General features: G+C 65.3%; 13 protein-coding genes. 11 read left to right on the top strand and 2 right to left on the bottom strand.

The features are described 5' to 3' along the window. The first annotated feature begins 347 nt into the window (after positions 1 to 347). Positions 348 to 2240, top strand: a complete 1893-nt coding sequence (gene mrdA / locus ACOZJV_RS34535; protein WP_078473886.1) for a penicillin-binding protein 2 — start codon at positions 348 to 350, stop codon at positions 2238 to 2240. A gap of 1 nt (position 2241) precedes the next feature. Here the strand turns inward: mrdA and ACOZJV_RS34530 are convergent, their stop codons facing one another. Beyond that, the gene (locus tag ACOZJV_RS34530; protein WP_078473885.1) at positions 2242 to 3228 is read right to left on the bottom strand and encodes a LysR family transcriptional regulator; all 987 of its coding nucleotides are present in this window, start codon (positions 3226 to 3228) and stop codon (positions 2242 to 2244) included. A 157-nt stretch (positions 3229 to 3385) separates the two neighbouring features. Between ACOZJV_RS34530 and ACOZJV_RS34525 the strand changes: the two genes are divergently transcribed. Genes ACOZJV_RS34525 through ACOZJV_RS34515 form a run of 3 tightly spaced genes read left to right on the top strand, consistent with a single transcriptional unit; the run spans position 3386 to position 6365 of the window. Next, positions 3386 to 4687, top strand: a complete 1302-nt coding sequence (locus ACOZJV_RS34525) for an MFS transporter (RefSeq protein WP_421549598.1) — start codon at positions 3386 to 3388, stop codon at positions 4685 to 4687. Then, positions 4684 to 5439, top strand: coding sequence for a class II aldolase/adducin family protein (locus tag ACOZJV_RS34520; protein WP_078473883.1), 756 nt, complete (start codon positions 4684 to 4686; stop codon positions 5437 to 5439). Before ACOZJV_RS34525 ends, ACOZJV_RS34520 begins: the two co-directional genes overlap by 4 nt. Next, positions 5436 to 6365, top strand: coding sequence for a 2-hydroxyacid dehydrogenase (locus ACOZJV_RS34515; RefSeq protein ID WP_421549597.1), 930 nt, complete (start codon positions 5436 to 5438; stop codon positions 6363 to 6365). Before ACOZJV_RS34520 ends, ACOZJV_RS34515 begins: the two co-directional genes overlap by 4 nt. On the opposite strand, the gene ACOZJV_RS34510 is transcribed toward ACOZJV_RS34515, so the two are convergent. After that, positions 6359 to 7282 carry a LysR family transcriptional regulator gene (locus ACOZJV_RS34510; protein ID WP_421549596.1) on the bottom strand — a complete coding sequence of 308 codons (924 nt, stop codon included), beginning with the start codon at positions 7280 to 7282 and terminating at the stop codon, positions 6359 to 6361. The genes ACOZJV_RS34515 and ACOZJV_RS34510 overlap by 7 nt on opposite strands. A gap of 183 nt (positions 7283 to 7465) precedes the next feature. Here ACOZJV_RS34510 and ACOZJV_RS34505 point away from each other — a divergent pair, with 183 nt between their 5' ends. From ACOZJV_RS34505 to qhpG, 7 genes are all read left to right on the top strand, one after another. Beyond that, entirely contained in the window at positions 7466 to 8779 is a 1314-nt protein-coding gene (locus tag ACOZJV_RS34505) for an MFS transporter (RefSeq protein WP_020297299.1), read from the top strand. 20 nt (positions 8780 to 8799) lie between these two features. Continuing rightward, positions 8800 to 10029, top strand: a complete 1230-nt coding sequence (locus tag ACOZJV_RS34500; RefSeq protein WP_078473880.1) for a Zn-dependent hydrolase — start codon at positions 8800 to 8802, stop codon at positions 10027 to 10029. A gap of 10 nt (positions 10030 to 10039) precedes the next feature. Next, positions 10040 to 11065, top strand: coding sequence for a histone deacetylase family protein (locus ACOZJV_RS34495; RefSeq protein ID WP_421549595.1), 1026 nt, complete (start codon positions 10040 to 10042; stop codon positions 11063 to 11065). Between the two features lie 293 nt (positions 11066 to 11358). Further along, positions 11359 to 13263, top strand: coding sequence for a sigma-54-dependent Fis family transcriptional regulator (locus ACOZJV_RS34490; RefSeq protein WP_201131841.1), 1905 nt, complete (start codon positions 11359 to 11361; stop codon positions 13261 to 13263). Continuing rightward, entirely contained in the window at positions 13263 to 14981 is a 1719-nt protein-coding gene (locus ACOZJV_RS34485) for an ABC transporter ATP-binding protein (protein WP_201131840.1), read from the top strand. The genes ACOZJV_RS34490 and ACOZJV_RS34485 overlap by 1 nt, the downstream gene beginning before the upstream one ends. Beyond that, positions 14971 to 15654 (top strand): subtilisin-like serine protease QhpE, encoded by a 684-nt coding sequence (qhpE, locus tag ACOZJV_RS34480; RefSeq protein ID WP_421549594.1) that lies wholly within the window; start codon positions 14971 to 14973, stop codon positions 15652 to 15654. The genes ACOZJV_RS34485 and qhpE overlap by 11 nt, the downstream gene beginning before the upstream one ends. Continuing rightward, a complete protein-coding gene (gene qhpG, locus ACOZJV_RS34475) occupies positions 15639 to 16958 on the top strand; it encodes a flavin-dependent monooxygenase QhpG (RefSeq protein WP_421549593.1) in 1320 nt (439 codons plus the stop codon). Before qhpE ends, qhpG begins: the two co-directional genes overlap by 16 nt. Positions 16959 to 17043: the final 85 nt, after the last annotated feature.

The raw sequence follows: 17043 nt of genomic DNA, 5'->3' as shown, positions 1-17043 counted from the left end.
GTGAAACGATGCATCGCCGATGGTAGTGTGGGGTTTCCCCATGTGAGAGTAGGTCATCGTCAAGATTAAATTCCAGAACCCCTGATTGCTAACGCAATCAGGGGTTTTGTTTTTGCGCGCAGGAAAGCCAAGGCTGTTCGGGGACGACCTTGCAGGCACCTCATTCGGCTCCCGCTTGCCGCTATCCACTTGAAGCTTGTCGCTGTGCCATCTGCCATTGATCAGTCGTATGGGAAATCCTGTCCTGGTGAGCAGGTAGTTTTTGGTATGGTGCAGCTCGTTTTTTAATGGACTTGAGTTACCCGCACGGATCCGCGCGCACCTTCATGTCACGAGAAGCTGTAGAAATGCCCGAAGCGATACCGATCAAAGACCACGAAAAAGAAACCCGCCTGGTCAACAAGCGCCTGCTGGCCTGCGCTCTGTTTGTCGTAGCCATCAGCTGCACCCTGGTCGGTCGCCTGTATTTTCTGCAGGTGGTGGAGTTCGATTACCACTCCACTGTCTCCGAAAACAACCGCGTGCACGTGCTGCCGATCACCCCGACCCGGGGCCTGATCTATGACCGTAATGGTGTGGTGCTGGCCGACAACCGTCCCAGTTTCAACCTGACCATCACTCGCGAGCGCACCACCGACCTCAAGGGCGAGCTGGACCAAGTGGTCGAGTTGCTGCACTTGCCGGCCGAGGATCGTGCACTGTTCGACAAAGAGATGAAGCAGGCGCGCCACCCCTTTGTGCCGGTCACGCTGTTTTATGAGCTGACCGAGGAGCAGATCGCCGTATTGGCGGTCAATGAGTACCGATTGCCTGGCCTCGACGTTGAAGCGCAGTTCGTGCGTCATTACCCAATGGGCGCACATTTTGCTCATTCCATCGGCTATGTCGGGCGCATCAACGAGAAAGAGGCCAAGGCCCTGGACTCGGTGGAGTACCGCGGCACCCAGTCGATCGGCAAGACCGGTATCGAGCGGTTCTACGAATCCGAGCTGCACGGCCATGTCGGCTATGAAGAGGTTGAGACCAACGCCCAGGGGCGGGTGATGCGCGTGCTCAAGCACACCGACCCGATTCCGGGCAAGAGCATCGTGCTCAGCCTCGACGTGAAGCTCCAGGAGGCCGCTGAAGAGGCCTTGGGTGATCGTCGCGGCTCGGTGGTCGCCCTTGACCCGGAAACCGGCGAGGTGCTGGCCATGGTCAGCAAGCCGAGCTTCGACCCCAACCTGTTTGTGACCGGGATCAGCTTCAAGGAATACGCGGCCCTGCATGACTCCATCGACCGCCCGCTATTCAATCGCGTTCTTCGCGGCCTCTACGCGCCGGGCTCGACCATCAAGCCCGAGGTGGCGATTGCCGGCCTCGACAGCGGTGTGGTCACAGCGTCGACCCGGGTCTTCGATCCGGGCTATTACCAACTGCCGGACTTCGACCACAAGTACCGTAACTGGAACCACAGTGGTGACGGCTGGGTGGATATGGACGCGGCGATCATGCGCTCCAACGACACCTACTTCTACGACCTGGCGCACAAGCTCGGCATCGATCGCCTGCACGACTACATGGCGATGTTCGGTCTGGGTGAGAAGGTCTCCCTGGACATGTTCGAAGAGTCGGCCGGGTTGATGCCGTCCCAGGCCTGGAAGCGCGCTACACGCCGCCAGCCGTGGTTCCCGGGTGAGACGGTGATCCTCGGCATCGGACAGGGCTATATGCAGGTCACACCGCTGCAGTTGGCCCAGGCCACCGCGCTGATCGCCAACAAGGGCATCTGGAACCGTCCACACCTGGCGCGCACCATCGACGGCGTGGCACCGGTGGACGAACACCCGATGCCGAACATCCTGCTCAAGGACCCGCGTGACTGGGAGCAGGTCAACCATGGCATGCAGATGGTGATGCACGACCCGCGGGGCATTGCGCGGGCCGCAGCGGCCGGCGCGCAGTACCGGATTGCCGGCAAGAGTGGCACGGCGCAAGTGGTAGCGATCAAGCAGGGCGAGCGTTACAACCGCCTCAAGACCCGCGAGCGTAACCGGGACAACGCTTTGTTCGTCGGCTTCGCCCCGGCCGAGCATCCAAGGATCGTGATTTCGGTGATGATCGAAAACGGCGAAGCCGGTGGCCGCGTCGCCGGTCCTGTGGTACGGCAGATCATGGACGCCTGGCTGCTTGACCAGGATGGCCACCTGAAACCGCAATACGCCAGCCCGGCCAAGCCTGCGGCTCCGCCCCACGTCTGAGTCACTTGAGCATCAGGCTCCCCGGCACCTGCTCACGAATGCTGAGCATGTGCTGGATGCTGTCGAGGAACACAGTCTCGGCCTGGCTCATCTTCTGCTCGCGATTCCACAGCAGTTGGATATCGAAATCCACCACCCCTTCCTCCGGCGGCAGGCGCCACAGCAGGCCTTGCTCAACGTCACGTCGCACCAGGTGGATCGGCAGGCAGCCGATGCCGAACCCGGCGCACACCAGGCGGTAAATTTCCTCGAAACTGGTGGAAGACGCGACGATCTTGCCGGTAAAACCCTGCTGGTCACGGAACAGGGTCAAGGGCGAAAGGTTGCCACCCAACTGGTCACTGGTGAAGCTGACAAAGTGCTCCGCGGCCAGTTGCTCCAGGGTCAGGCCGCGCTGGCCGAACAGCCGATGGCGCTGGCCGCAGAAGTAGGCGTAGCGCTCGCGGAACAGCACCCGCTGCTCTAACCGTGGCTGGGGCAGGCGACACAGGCCCAACCCCAGGGTGGCGGTCTTTTGCAGCAGCGAGCTGATGATGTCCGAACTGCCCATGACGTCCACTTCCAACTCGATCTTGGGGTGGGTTTCATGAAAGTCGGCGAGGAACTCGTCGTAATGCTGGGCCTGCACCCCGCTGACGGTAAGGATGCGCACCTTGCCCACCAGATCGTCATGGCGGCTCTCCACCACTGACCCCAGGCGCGAGATATCACCGTAGATATCGGCAGCAATGCGCAGCACTTCCTCGCCGGTTTCGGTCAGCTCGAAGCGCCGTCCACTGCGCGCAATCAGCACACACTCGAGCTGTTCCTCCAGGCGCTTGAGGGCCTGGCTCACGGCGGACTGGGTGATGTGCAGGCGCGCAGCGGCGCGGCTCATGCTGCCTTCCTGGCCAATGACCAGGTAGGTACGCAGCAGATTCCAGTCCAGCCGATCGTTGAGAAAACGGCGACCGACCCAAGGGTTGGCCACAGGGTTGGCAGTGGGCATCGCCCCTCCAGGTAGTAGCAAGGCTAATAGTAAAGATAAGGATTTGAAAATTGACTAATCCTGGCACGGCGGTGATAAAGCCCACAAGCGCCACAGAGCGCCACCCGGATTAGTTCTTCAGTACCTGCCCAAAAAACTACAAATACAGGGTCCTTGCATGCACACCACCCCTCAGCCGCGCCGAGCCGCGGCGGCTGCCTTTATTGGCACCACCATCGAGTTCTACGATTTTTACATCTACGCCACGGCGGCGGCGCTGGTACTCGGGCAAGTGTTCTTTCCCAGCACTGACCCGGTGATGAGCACCTTGGCTGCGTTTGGCAGCTTTGCCGTGGGTTTTATCGCGCGGCCCATGGCGGGCATGGTCTTCGGGCACCTGGGCGACCGCCTAGGACGCAAAAAGATGCTGCTGGTGACCATGGCCCTGATGGGCCTGGCCACCACTGGCATCGGCTTGCTGCCGAGCTATGCCAGCGTGGGTATCTGGGCACCGATCAGCCTGATTGTGCTGCGCATCATCCAGGGCATCTCGGTCGGAGGCGAGTGGGGCGGGGCAGTGCTGATGGCCAGCGAACATGCTCCGGCCAGGCGCAAGACCTTCTACGCCTCGTTCGCCCAACTGGGCAGCCCGGCGGGCCTGTTGCTGGCGTTGATTGCCTTTCGCCTGGTGACCAGCCTGGAGCCCCAGGACTTCCTCGACTGGGGCTGGCGCCTGCCGTTCCTGGCCAGCGGTGTGCTGATGATGGTTGGGCTGATGATCCGCTCCGGGGTCCATGAGTCGCCGGAGTTCGCCAAGGCCCGGGACAACAATGAAACCGCCCAATACCCGGTGATGGAAGTGCTGCGCAGTTGCTGGCGGCAGATCCTGTTTGCCGCGGCGGCGGTGACCATCGGCTCGGCCGGGTTCTTCTTCACCAACACCTTCATGATCACCTACGTCACCCAGTACCAGGGCATTGCCCGCTCGACCATTCTCGACTGCCTGTTCCTGGTGACGGTGATCCAGTTGCTGTCGCAACCGCTGTCGGCGTTGCTCGCCGAACGCATGGGCGAGGGCCGCTTCCTGAAACTGGTGGCCCTGCTGTGCATGGCCACGCCGTACCCGATGTTCGTGCTGGTGGGGACGCAGAACATCGTGCTGATGACCCTCGGCATCGCGGTGGCGGTGGTGATCCTCTCCGCGCTGTACGCAGTGATCGCCGGCTACATGACCCAGGCATTCCCGGTGCACCTGCGCTACTCGGGCATTTCCATCGCCTACCAGCTCAGCTGCGCGATTGCCGGTGGCAGCACGCCGCTGATCGGCACGCTGCTGGCAAGCAAGTTTTCCGGACAATGGTTGCCGTTGGCGGTGTACTTCAGCCTGCTCTCGGCACTGTCCCTGATTGGCGTCTGCGGCCTGGCCCGGCTCCGTGCCGGCAATGACGCCCACCCCGCTCGAAAAGAGGTGTATTCGTGAGCAAACCTGAACACATGAACCCGATTGAATGGCAGGCCCGTTGCGAGCTGGCGGCGCTGTACCGGCTGGTCGCGCACTTTCGCATGACCGACCTGATCGACACCCACATCACCCTGCGCATCCCCGGGCCCGAGCATCACTTCCTGATCAATCGCTACGGGGTCATTTTCGACCGCATGCGTGCCAGCGACCTGGTGCGTATCGACCAGGACGGCCGCATCGTCGACCCGGATTACGCCGGGCACCGGGTCAATGCTGCGGGCTTTGTGATCCATTCCGCGATCCACATGGCGCGACCCGATCTCAACTGCGTGATCCACACCCACACCGCCGCCGGCATGGCGGTCGCCGCGCAGAAGCAGGGCCTGTTGCCGATCAGCCAGCATGCGCTGAAGTTCTACCGCCGGCTGGCCTATCACACCTATGAAGGCATCGCCCTGTCCCTGGATGAGCGCGAGCGCCTGATCGCCGACCTGGGGCCGCACAAGGCCATGATCCTGCGCAACCACGGCTTGCTGGTGGGGGGCGCGACGGTGGCCCATGCGTTTCAGGAGATCCACTTCCTGGAGCGTGCCTGCCAGGCCCAGGTGCAGGCACTGGCCGGTGGCTGCGAGTTGAATTACCCGTCGCCCGAGGTCTGCGCCCACACCGCCGAGCAATTCGACCGCGATGAAGCCGACAACATTATCGAACTGGCCTGGCACGCTGCCCTTACGCTAATCGAGTCCCAGCGCGAGTCTTACCTGTCATGAGTAGCGTGGTGCTGTTATCCCGCGATGGGCTGTTGCTCGAACAGCTGCAAGCGGCCTTTGCCCGCCGTGCGCCGCAGCTCAAGGTGCTGCTGGCCGACGATCCCCAGGCCGCCCAGGCGCAGATCGCCGCCTGCTGGTTTCCGCCCGCCGGCAGCCTGCGGGCCTTGCCCAATGTGCAGGTGATTCACTCGGTGGCGGCGGGCATCGATCACCTGCAGCACGATCCCGAATGCCCGGACTTGCCGGTGTGCCGGGTGGTCGACCCGGGCCATCGCCAGGGCATGACCGAATACGTGCGCTGGGCGGCCATCCACTATCACCGCGGCTTTGACCAGGTGCTGCGGCAACAGCCTGAACAGCGTTGGCAACGGCCACTGCAACGGGTTGCCGCCGAGTACCGGGTCGGGGTCATGGGGCTGGGTTCCCTGGGCAGCGCGATTGCCCTGGACCTGGCCGCCGCCGGCTACAGCGTGCGCGGCTGGGCGCGCAGCGCCAAGGTGTTGCCGGGCGTCGAGAGTTTTGCCGGGGCGGCGGGTTTGGCGCCATTTCTCGACGGCGTCGAACTGCTGATCAACCTGCTGCCGCTGACCGCGGAAACCCGTGGGATTCTCGGTCATGCCACCTTCGCCCGCCTGGCGCCGGGGGCGGCGCTGGTCAACTGTGGGCGCGGCGCGCACCTGAATGCCGATGACCTGGAGCAGGCCCTCGCCAGCGGGCAGTTGCGTGGGGCGTTGCTGGATGTGTTCGACGAGGAGCCACTGCCGCCCAAGCATCGGCTGTGGACCCTGCCCGCAGTGACCATCACCCCGCACATGGCCTCGGCCGCGTCCCACGATTGCATCGCCGAACAGGTGGCGGAAAACCTGCGCCGCCTGCAGGCCGATGAACCGCTGCTGAATCGGGTCGACCTGACGCTGGGTTACTGAGGTTCGAGGCTCTGTTGCAGGCTGTCGATAAACAGGGTCTCGGCACGGCTCATGCGTTGTTCGCGGTTCCACAGCAGGTGGATGTCGACATCGGCAATGCCTTCGTGTGGCGGCAGGCGCCACAACAGGCCGGCTTCGACGTCGGCCGCCACCACATGCTCCGGCAGGCAGCCGATGCCGAAGCCGGCAATCACCAGGCGCCGCACTTCTTCCAGGCTCGGTGACGAGGCGACGATGCGCCCGCTGAAACCTTGCTGATCGCGAAAGATGGTCAGCGGCGAGAGCATGCCGCCGATCTGGTCACTGGTGAAGCTGACAAAGTTCTCACGCTGCAAATCGCCCTCGGCCACGGCTTGCTGGCCGAACAGGGCATGGTGCCGGCCGCAGAAAAACGCATAACGCTGCCGCAGGAACAGCCGCTGTTCCAGGCGGGGCTGTGGTCGTCGATTGAGGCTCAGGCCCAGGGTCGCGGGTTTTTCCTGGAGGGCGCTGACGATGTCCGAGCTGCGCATGACTTCGATTTCCAGGTCCACCCGTGGGTGCTGGCGATGGAAACCGGCAAGGAAGTCATCGAAGCGATCGGAAAAGATCCGGCTGATCATCAGCAGCCGCACCTTGCCGATCACCTCGTCGGCGGGTTGTTCGAGGACGCCGCTGACCTGGGACATCTGGCCGTAGATTTCCCCGGCCAGTTGAAAGATCTGCTCGCCGACCTCGGTCAGGGCAAAGCGCGGCCCTCGGCGGGCGATCAACTGGCGCCCGAGTTGTTCTTCCAGGCGCTTGAGGGCCTGGCTCACGGCCGGCTGGGTCAGGTGCAGGCGGGCGGCGGCGCGGCTGATGCTCAGTTCCTGGCCGATCACCCGGAAGGTGCGCAGCAGGTTCCAGTCCAGGCGGTCATTGAGCAGGCGGTCGGACATGGTCGAAGGCTCTGGGAAGGGCAGGGGCTTGATAATAAGCGTGGCTAATAATCAGCATAATAAATAGAAAATTGACTAATTATAGCCCCGCGACGATAAATCCCTTCCAGACAAGCGCCGCCAGAGCGCCTGCGTGTTCACTATTCTCTCCTGCCAAAAAAAATAGCCAAGGAGCCTGATCCCATGAAGCTTGCCGCTTCTGCTCAACCACGCCGTGCCGCGGCCGCCGCCTTTATCGGCACCATGATCGAGTGGTACGACTTTTACATTTACGCCACCGCCGCCGCGCTGGTGTTCGGCGCCTTGTTCTTCCCCTCCGACGACAAACTGTTCAGCACCATGGCCGCCTTTGGCACCTTCGCCGTGGGGTTCTTCGCCCGGCCCCTGGGCGGGATCATCTTCGGCCATATCGGCGATCGCATCGGACGCAAGAAGTCCCTGGTCATCACCTTGCTGATGATGGGCGTGGTCACCGTGTGCATCGGCCTGTTGCCGACCTATGCCCAGATCGGCGCGCTGGCGCCGGTGCTGCTGGTGCTGCTGCGCATCGTCCAAGGCATTGCCGTGGGTGGCGAATGGGGCGGTGCGGTGCTGATGGCCGGCGAACATGCGCCCAAGGGCCGGCGCAATTTCTTCGCCTCCTTTGCTCAGCTCGGCAGCCCGGCCGGTTTGATCCTGTCGCTGCTGGCCTTCAGTGCCGTCACCCGCCTGCCTGAAGAGGCGCTGATGAGCTGGGGCTGGCGCCTGCCGTTCCTGGCCAGCGCGCTGTTGCTGCTGGTGGGGCTGGTGATTCGCCTGGGGGTCAACGAGTCGCCGGAGTTTCTGGCCAGCCGCGAACAGGCGCGGACCTCGGTACGCAAGGAGCAGGCGCCGGTGATGGAGGTGCTGCAGACCGCCTGGCGCCCGCTGTTGCTGTGCATCGGGGCCAATACCCTGGGGATCGCCGGGGTGTATTTCACCAACACCTTCATGATTGCCTACACCACCCAGCAGCTTGAGCTGCCGCGTTCGCTGATTCTCGAATGCCTGTTTGTGGTGGCGATCATTCAGTTCTGCATCCAGCCGTTGGCGGCCTGGACCGCCGAGAAGATCGGCGCCACGCGCTTCCTGTGCCTGGTGTCACTGCTGGCCATGGCCTCGCCGTACCCGATGTTTGTGCTGGTCAGCTCGGCCCAGGCGCCGCTGATCATCCTCGGTATCGCGCTGGCGGTGGTGTGCATGGCGTCCTTCTATGCGGTGATCGCCGGCTACGTCAGCGGCATGTTCGAGACCCGGGTGCGCTACACCGCGATTTCCCTGGCGTACCAGGTGTGCGGCGCGCTGGCCGGTGGCCTGACACCGCTGATCGGCACCTGGCTGGCCCATGAATTCGCCGGGCAATGGTGGCCGATGGCGCTGTTCTACAGCCTGATCGCCGCGGTGTCGCTGATCTGTGTATTGGCCCTGGCTCGGCGGCATGCCGCAGCCCAGCGCCTGGAAATGGCCGCAAGCGCCTGACTTATTCTGGAGAAGAACCCATGTTGAAAATCAATGGCGAACGCCTCTGGGCGAGTTTGATGGCCATGGCTGAAATCGGCGCCACGGCCCGTGGTGGCAGCTGCCGCCTGGCGCTGAGCGCCGAGGACCAGGCCGGTCGCGAACTGTTTGCCCACTGGTGCACCGAGGCCGGGCTGACCCTGAGTGTCGACCCGATCGGTAACCTGTTTGCCCGCCGTCCCGGCACCGACCCCCAGGCGGCCCCGGTGATGATCGGCAGCCACCTCGATACCCAGCCCGAAGGCGGACGGTTCGACGGGGTCTATGGCGTGCTGGCCGGGCTGGAAGTGCTGCGGCGCCTGGACGATTTGCAGATCCGCACCCGCAAGCCGCTGGAGGTGGCGGTGTGGACCAACGAAGAGGGCGCGCGCTTTACCCCGGCCATGTTCGGCTCGGCGGTGTTCACCGGGGTCATGCCGCTGGAGGCCGCACTGGCTGTGCGCGATGCCGCCGGCATCAGTGTCGCCGAGGCCTTGCAACGCACCGGATATGCCGGCCAGCGACCGCTGGGCGGGCCGGTGGATGCCTACTTCGAGGCACACATCGAGCAGGGGCCGATCCTCGAAGACAACGCCAAGAGCATCGGCGTGGTCAGCGGCGGCCAGGCGATTCGCTGGCTCGACGTACAGGTCGAAGGCATGGCCGCCCACGCCGGGACCACGCCGATGCCGCTGCGCAAGGATGCGTTGTATGGCGCCGCGCAGATGATCCTCGCGGTCGAGACCCTGGCGGCCGACTTCGCCCCCCAAGGCCTGACCACGGTGGGCGAGTTGAGCATTGCCAAGTCGTCGCGCAACACCATCCCGGGCGTAGTGCAGTTCACCGTGGACCTGCGTCATCACCAGGACCAGCAGATCGCCGCCATGGAACAGCAATTGCGCGAACGCCTGGAGGCCATTGCTCACCAGCGCGGCCTGCGGGTCAGCGTCAGCCCGCACTGGGTCAGCCCGGCCACGCCCTTCGACGCCCAATGCGTGGCCGCCGTGCAGCAGGCGGTGGATGGCCTGGGCTATCCTCAGCAGTCGATTGTCAGCGGCGCGGGTCACGACGCGATTCTGCTGGCGCGTTACTGCCCGACGGCCATGGTGTTTATCCCCTGTGTCGGCGGCCTGAGCCACAACGAAGCCGAAGACGTGCTGCCCCAGGATGTGCGCCAGGGCGCCGATGTATTGCTTAACGCCGTGCTGGCCCGAGCTGGCCAGGTTGAATAAGGAGAAGGTCATGCGCAGTTTTTTCCACCCCGAACAGTTGCTCCACCACCCACGCAGCTACTACTCGCGCGGCCAGATGCGCATACCCCAGGAGGTGCCGGAGCGCGCCCAGCGCCTGGTGCAGGCCGCACACTCCCTGGGCTTTGCCGTCGAGCAGCCACGGGATGCCGGGATGGCCCCATTGCTGGCGGTACACGGCGCGCCGTACCTGACGTTTCTGCAGGATGCGCACCAGGGCTGGAAGGACATCCCCGAAGACTGGGGCGATGAGGTGATGTCCAACATCTTCGTGCGTGAGCCCAATGCCCTGCGCGGGGTCCTGGCCCAGGCCGCGTGCTACCTGGCCGACGGCAGTTGCCCGGTGGGTGAGTCGACTTGGCGTGCAGCCTACTGGTCGGCGCAAAGTGCCATCGCCGGGGCCCAGGAATTGCTCGACGGTGAGCCGGCGGCCTACGCCTTGTGCCGCCCACCGGGCCACCACGCGCGGGCCGAAGCCGCAGGCGGCTTCTGCTACCTGAACAACGCGGCAGTGGCGGCCCAGGTGCTGCGGGAGAAATATGCCCGGGTCGCGGTGCTCGACACCGACATGCACCACGGCCAAGGCATCCAGGAGATTTTCTACCAGCGGGACGACGTGCTGTATGTCTCGGTGCATGGCGACCCGACCAACTTTTACCCAGGCGTGACCGGGTTTGCCGACGAGCGCGGCGAGGGACCGGGGACGGGCTATAACCTCAACCTGCCGATGCCCCACGGCGCCAGCGAAGGGGATTTCCTGGCCCAGCTGGAAACTGCGCTGGACGCGGTGCAGCGTTTCGGTGCCGAGGTGCTGGTGCTGTCCCTGGGCTTTGATATCTATGAGTTGGACCCGCAAAGCAAAGTGGCCGTGACCCGGGATGGCTTCGCCACCCTGGGTGAGCGGATCCGCAGCCTGGGTCTGCCGTGCCTGATCGTCCAGGAAGGCGGGTATCACCTGGAAAGCCTGGAGGACAATGCCCGGGCCTTCTTTGCCGACAGCGAGGCCTGGAAGCTCTGACCCGGGGCGATCCGCCTACGGGTGATAGCGCCCGAGGCCCAGGTCCCGCCGACCCGTCGCGGGGCCAGGGCAGACGGCGCTTGCCATTGGCTTGACGTTAACGTAAAGATGGCCCGGCGCCGCAACCCATGGCGCAGGTTTTGCTTGAAGGGAATGGGTGTCCGCGGTGCCGGGCCAAACTTTTCTTTACTGCCATCTGAACCGGGTGTAGACATTTGCCTTGGCTTGCGTGCTTCTCGCAACCCAAGGGAATGGATCGGGGAGGTACCGGGCGGACCGATTCGGAGCGCTTGATGACTCTTATAAAAACAAGAAACGCTGAACTGCCACACGAAGCCCGGCTGGCCCGGGAGAAGCTGCACCTGGAGGGCGAAGTCCCCGACGGTGTATTGCGCGCAGAAATCGATGCCTCATGGCGGCGCAGCCTCAGCCATGGCGTGCACTTCAATGGTCAGCACGAGCTGGCCCTGGAATCCAGCGCCAGCCTCGAGCTGCTGCTGTCCAGCAACCGCTTGTTGCTCGATGCCGCGATGCCGGCCATCGACTACCTGGCCGAGCGTCAGGGCAAGGACGGGCTGATCATCCTCGCCAACTCCGACGCCACCATCCTCGCGGTCGAAGGGCGTGCCGATCGCCTCAAGGGCAGCGGCTTGCAGGACATCACCCTCGGCGCCTGCTGGAGCGAGGCGGCCCGTGGCACCAACGCCCTGGGCACGGCCCTGGTGGAAGCACGGCCGACTCTGATCGATTGCGGTGAACACTACCTGGACCGCCTGAGTGATTTTTCCTGCACCTCGGTGCCCATCCATTGCCCCCAGGGCGAGATCCTCGGCGTGCTCGACCTGACCCGCGAAGGGCCGCTGGGAAGGGCCCAGGACAGCACCACGCTGCTGGCCATGGCGGTCAGCCAGATTGAAAGCCGGGTGTTCAACGCCACCTATCCCGAACAGATCGTCCTGGCCTTCCACAGCCGTCGGCAGTACCTCGAATCCCCCTGGCAGGGCTTGCTGGCCCTGAGCCTGGGCGGGCAGATCCTGGCGGTCAGCACCCAGGCCTGCCAATTGCTCAATGCACCGCGTGCGGCCCTGGTGGGGCGGCGCTGCGAGGAGTTCCTCGGGGTCGATGGCCTGCAACTGCTCGCGCGCTTGCAGCAAGGCGGCGTCGGCAGCCTGCAAACCGCCAAGGGCGAACTGTTCTACAAAACCCTGCGCGCGCCCCAGCGTTCGCTCAACCTCAGCAGCGCGCCGCGGGCCGTGCCCAAGGCCGCTCCCGTGCAACCGCCGCTGGAGCATCTGGCCGGCAGTAACCAGCGTTACGCCCGAGCCTTGCGCATGGCGCGCCAGGGCTTGGCCAACGCTTTGCCGGTGTTGTTGCTGGGCGAGACCGGCACCGGCAAGGAAGTGATTGCCCGGGCCCTGCACCTGGCCGGCAGCCGCAGCGACAAACCCTTTATCGCGGTCAACTGCGCGGCGATCCCCGAAGGCCTGATCGAGTCGGAACTGTTCGGCTACCGCGAAGGCGCCTTCACCGGTTCGCGCCGTGGCGGGATGATCGGCCGCCTGCAACAGGCTCACGGCGGCACGCTGTTTCTCGATGAAATCGGCGACATGCCCCTGGCCTTGCAGGCGCGATTGCTGCGGGTGTTGCAGGACCGCAAGGTGGCGCCCCTGGGCGCAGGTGAAGAGCAGGACATCGACGTCGCGCTGATCTGCGCCACCCACCGCGACCTCAAGCGCTTGGTGGAGGACAAACACTTTCGCGAAGACCTGTTCTACCGGGTCAATGGCATCAGTGTGATGCTCCCGGCCCTGCGCGAGCGCGAGGATTTCGGCGCGCTGCTGGGCGTCCTGCTCGGCAAGCTCGGCAGCCCCGGCGTGGCCTTGGCCGATGATCTGCGGCAACTGCTCGAGGCGTACCACTGGCCGGGCAATATCCGCCAGCTGGAGATGGTCCTGCGCACGGCCCTGGCCATGCGCGAAGAGGGCGAGAGCGCCCTGACCCTGGAGCATCTGCCGGACAGCATGCTCGATGAACTCAACGCCAGCGAACGGCCTCAGGCCGGCAGCATCCGCGAGAACGAGCTGGAACTGATCCGCAGTTCCCTGGACAGCCACCAGGGCAATGTCTCGGCGGCGGCCGACGCCCTGGGCATCAGCCGCGCGACGCTGTACCGCAAGCTCAAACAGTTGCGCAGTTGATGCGGCGCCTGATCGGCCGGCTGGTAGACAGCCCCAATCCCGAGGCCTTGCAGGGCGCGTTGCAGTGGTTATATGCCTTTGTCCGGCCCCATCGCCTGGCCATCGCCGGCCTGCTCGGGCTCTCGGCCTGTGCCTCGTCGCTGGTGCTGGTGCAGCCCTGGTTGACCAAGCTGTTGATCGACGACGGCTTGCTGGCCCGTGATTTTTCCATGCTGGTGCTGATCGCCGTGCTGATGATCGGCGCCGGCCTGCTGGGCACGGCGCTGTCCGGGATCAATCGCTACCTGCACACGCGGCTGTCCGGGCGCATTCTGTTCGCCCTGCGCGACGACCTCTATCAGCACCTGCAACGGCTGTCGCCGGGTTTTTACGGGCAGCGCCGGATCGGTGACCTGATGTCGCGGCTGGACGGCGATGTGGCCGAGATCCAGCGCTTCGCCGTGGACTCGCTGTTCTCGGCGGTCTCCAGCGTGATCGGCCTGGTGGTGGCCCTGGCCATGCTCTTGACCCTGTCCTGGAAACTCTCGCTGCTGGCCCTGGTGCTGATCCCGCTGGACGTGCTGTGGCTGCGCTGGATGCGGCGCAAGGTCGAGCGCGACGTGCGCCAGTTGCGCGAGCGTTCGGCGGACATGTCCTCGTTTATGGTCGAAACCCTGCCGGTGATGAAGTTTATCCAGAGCGCCGGCCAGCAGCAGCGCGAGGCACGGCGCCTGGACAGCCTCGGCAAGGGTTACATGCAGCAGTTGCTGAAGCTGCAAGTCACCGAGTTCTTCACCCAGGCGGTGCCCGGCACCCTGACCTCATTGTCCCGGGCCTGTGCCTTTCTGATTGGCGGCTACTGGGTGGTGCAGGGCACCTGGCAACTGGGGGCGCTGATTGCCTTTTCCACCTACCTGGGCATGGCGGTGGGACCGGTGCAGAGCCTGCTCGGCCTGTACGTGGCGATCCAGCGCATGACCGTGAGCCTGGGCCGGGTCATGGAACTGCGCGGCGAAGAACCCGGCATCAGCAACCCCGAGGCGCCGCTGCCGGTGCCGGAGCAGGGCGAGCTGCATTTCCAGAATGTGCACTTCAGCCACCCGGGGCGCGGCATGACCCTGCAGGGCATCGAAGCGCGGATTCCCTACGGCCGCAAGGTGGCACTCAGCGGCAGCTCGGGGGCGGGCAAAAGCACCCTGGTCGACCTGCTGCAGCGCCACCACGATCCGCAATCCGGGCAGGTGCTGCTGGGCGGTGTCGACCTGCGCCAGCTGGACCTGACGCAATTGCGCCGGCGGGTGGCGGTGGTCAGCCAGGATATCGTGCTGTTTCGCGGCAGCCTGGCGGACAACCTGGCCTACAGCGTGCCCGATGCTAGCCGGGAAGCCGTGGCCGCAGTGGCGCGGCTGGCGCAATTGCAGGGGCTGATCGAGTCCCTGCCCGAAGGCCTGGACAGCCCCCTGGGCGAGCGCGGCCAGCAACTCTCCGGCGGGCAGAAACAGCGCATCGCCATTGCCCGGGCCCTGCTTCAGGATCCGATGATTCTGGTGCTGGACGAAGCCACCTCGGCGGTGGACGAAGCCACTGAACGTGAGGTGATCGAGGCCATCGACCGGTTGTTCGCCGGTCGCACACGGATCCTGATCAGTCACCGGCCTTCGACCCTGGCCGATGCCGATCTGCGTTTTACCTTGCAGGACGGGGTACTGCGCACAGTGGAGGTGGCCCATGCAACCTGAGCTGCGCATCGGCGTGATCGACAGCGGCCATGCCGCTCATCAGCGAGTGGCGGGCGGACGGCGTTTCTTCCTGCAACCGGATGGGGTCGGCGGCGACCCATTGCAGGAGGATGCCCTGGGCCACGGCAGTGCGGTGGTCGAGGCCATCGGCCTGCGTGCACCCCGCGCGCGGCTGTATGTGGCCCAGGTCTTCGATCAGCGCGGGGTCACCAGCGCTGCGCAAGTGAGCGCCGCGCTGTACTGGCTGCTGGAGCAGGACGTACGGCTGATCAACCTGAGCCTGGGCCTGCGCCAGGATCGCGAGTTGCTGCGCCAGGCCTGCGCCGCCGCCGAGGCCCGCGGCGTGCTGCTGTGCGCGTCCAGCCCGGCCCAGGGCGAGGCGGTGTTTCCGGCCAATTACCCCGGGGTGTTGCGCGTCACCGGCGATGCGCGGTGCAGCGCGCAGCAGTGGTCATGGCTCAATAGCGCCCAGGCGGATTTCGCCGCCTGCGTGCGCGGCAGCAGCCCGGGGCAATCCGGTGCCAGCCTGGGGTGCGCGGCCCTGAGCGGGCATATCGCCGCTTACCTGGGCGCCCACCCGGACGCCGGCAAGGCCCAGGTCCTGCAGTGGCTGCAGGACAACGCCCACTATCGGGGCCCGGAACGCCGGCACGTGCCATGCACGCCATCCTGATCCTCGGCGCGGGGCCGGCCGGGGCCGCGGTGGCCCTGGGGCTGCGTCGCCTCGGCTACCCGGTGACCCTGATCAGCGACTGGCGGCGTTTTCCAGCCCTGGAGGGCGTTTCGGTGCGGGTCCTTGAAGCCTTGCGCGGTGCCGGCCTGGAACAGGCGCTGGCCCAGGCCCTGCAACCTTCCCAGCGACGGGTGGCGTGGAACGGCGAGGAGCATGCGCAGAACATCGAATACCTGCTGGACCGCCCGGCGTTCGACCGCGGCCTGCGGGAGGCCTTGCGCGAGGCCGGCGTGCAACTGATCGAGGGCCGGGTGCTGGGTGTGCAGTCCACTGAGGCCGGGCATCGGGTCCAGGTGCAAGGGCAGGCCGAGCAGATTGGCGAATTTTTGGTGGAGGCCCGTGGGCGGCAGGCGCCGGGGCTGGACAAAGGTCTGCGCCAAGGCGCCGGCAAGGGCATGCGCGGCCCGGAAACTGTCAGCCTGCTCAATCGTTGGCAAGGCCCCGCCGGCAGCGCCGCCAGCGCGGTGTACAGCCTGGAGGATGGCTGGGCCTGGATGGCCCGGCGCGCCGATGGCCAGTGCTACTGGCAACTGACCCTGGATGTGGCCAGCGCCGGGCTGCCGGGCAAGGCGCAGTTGCCGGAGTACTGTCGCCAGCGCCGCCAGGCGTCGGCCATGGCCCGGGAGTTTTTTGCCGATGGCGAGGAGCAGCAATTGCACCTGCATGCCCGCAGCAGCACGGCGATCCTCAACCCCCAGGTGTGTGGCGCCCGCTGGCTGCGGGTCGGCGACGCAGCGATGGCCGTGGACCCCTTGTCCGGCAATGGCATTTTCCAGTCCCTGTCCTCGGCCTTGCAGGCCCCGGCGGTGATCAACACCCTGTTGCAGCGCCCACAGAACGGGGCGCTGGCGCAGCGTTTCCATGGGCAACGGGTGGAGCATCTGTTCCAGCGTTTCGCCCGTATCGGCCGGGATTTCTACGCCGAAGAGCAGCGCTGGTCCGAGCAGCCGTTCTGGCAGGCCCGCCGACAGTGGCCGGACCGGCAGCAGGCCCACGCCAGCGTGGATTTTGCCGCCTTGCGCATCGAGCGCGCGCCGGTGTTGCGTGATGGCCTGGTGGATGAAGCCGAAGTGGTGGTCACCCCGGATCAGCCCCTGGGGATCTGGCATGTGAAGGGGGTGGAGCTGGCGCCGCTGTTGCGCCGCTTGCGCAGCCAGGGCGCGACCCAGGCCCTGGCGCAACTGAGCCCGGAGCAGGATCGGGTGATACGTGGCTGGTTGCTGTCTCAGGGGTATCGGCCTTAAGCCCTGCGCCCACGTCCGCGAAACACCCAACCAATGGCAGGAGCGGTCTGGCTCGTGATCCGCACCGCCGCCATCGAACCTGGTC

This window comes from Pseudomonas sp. QD4 (assembly GCF_049199125.1).
In the GTDB taxonomy this organism is placed as follows: domain Bacteria; phylum Pseudomonadota; class Gammaproteobacteria; order Pseudomonadales; family Pseudomonadaceae; genus Aquipseudomonas.
The sequence above is the reverse complement of the archived record's forward strand: the minus strand, read 5'-3'. Positions and strand labels throughout refer to the sequence as shown.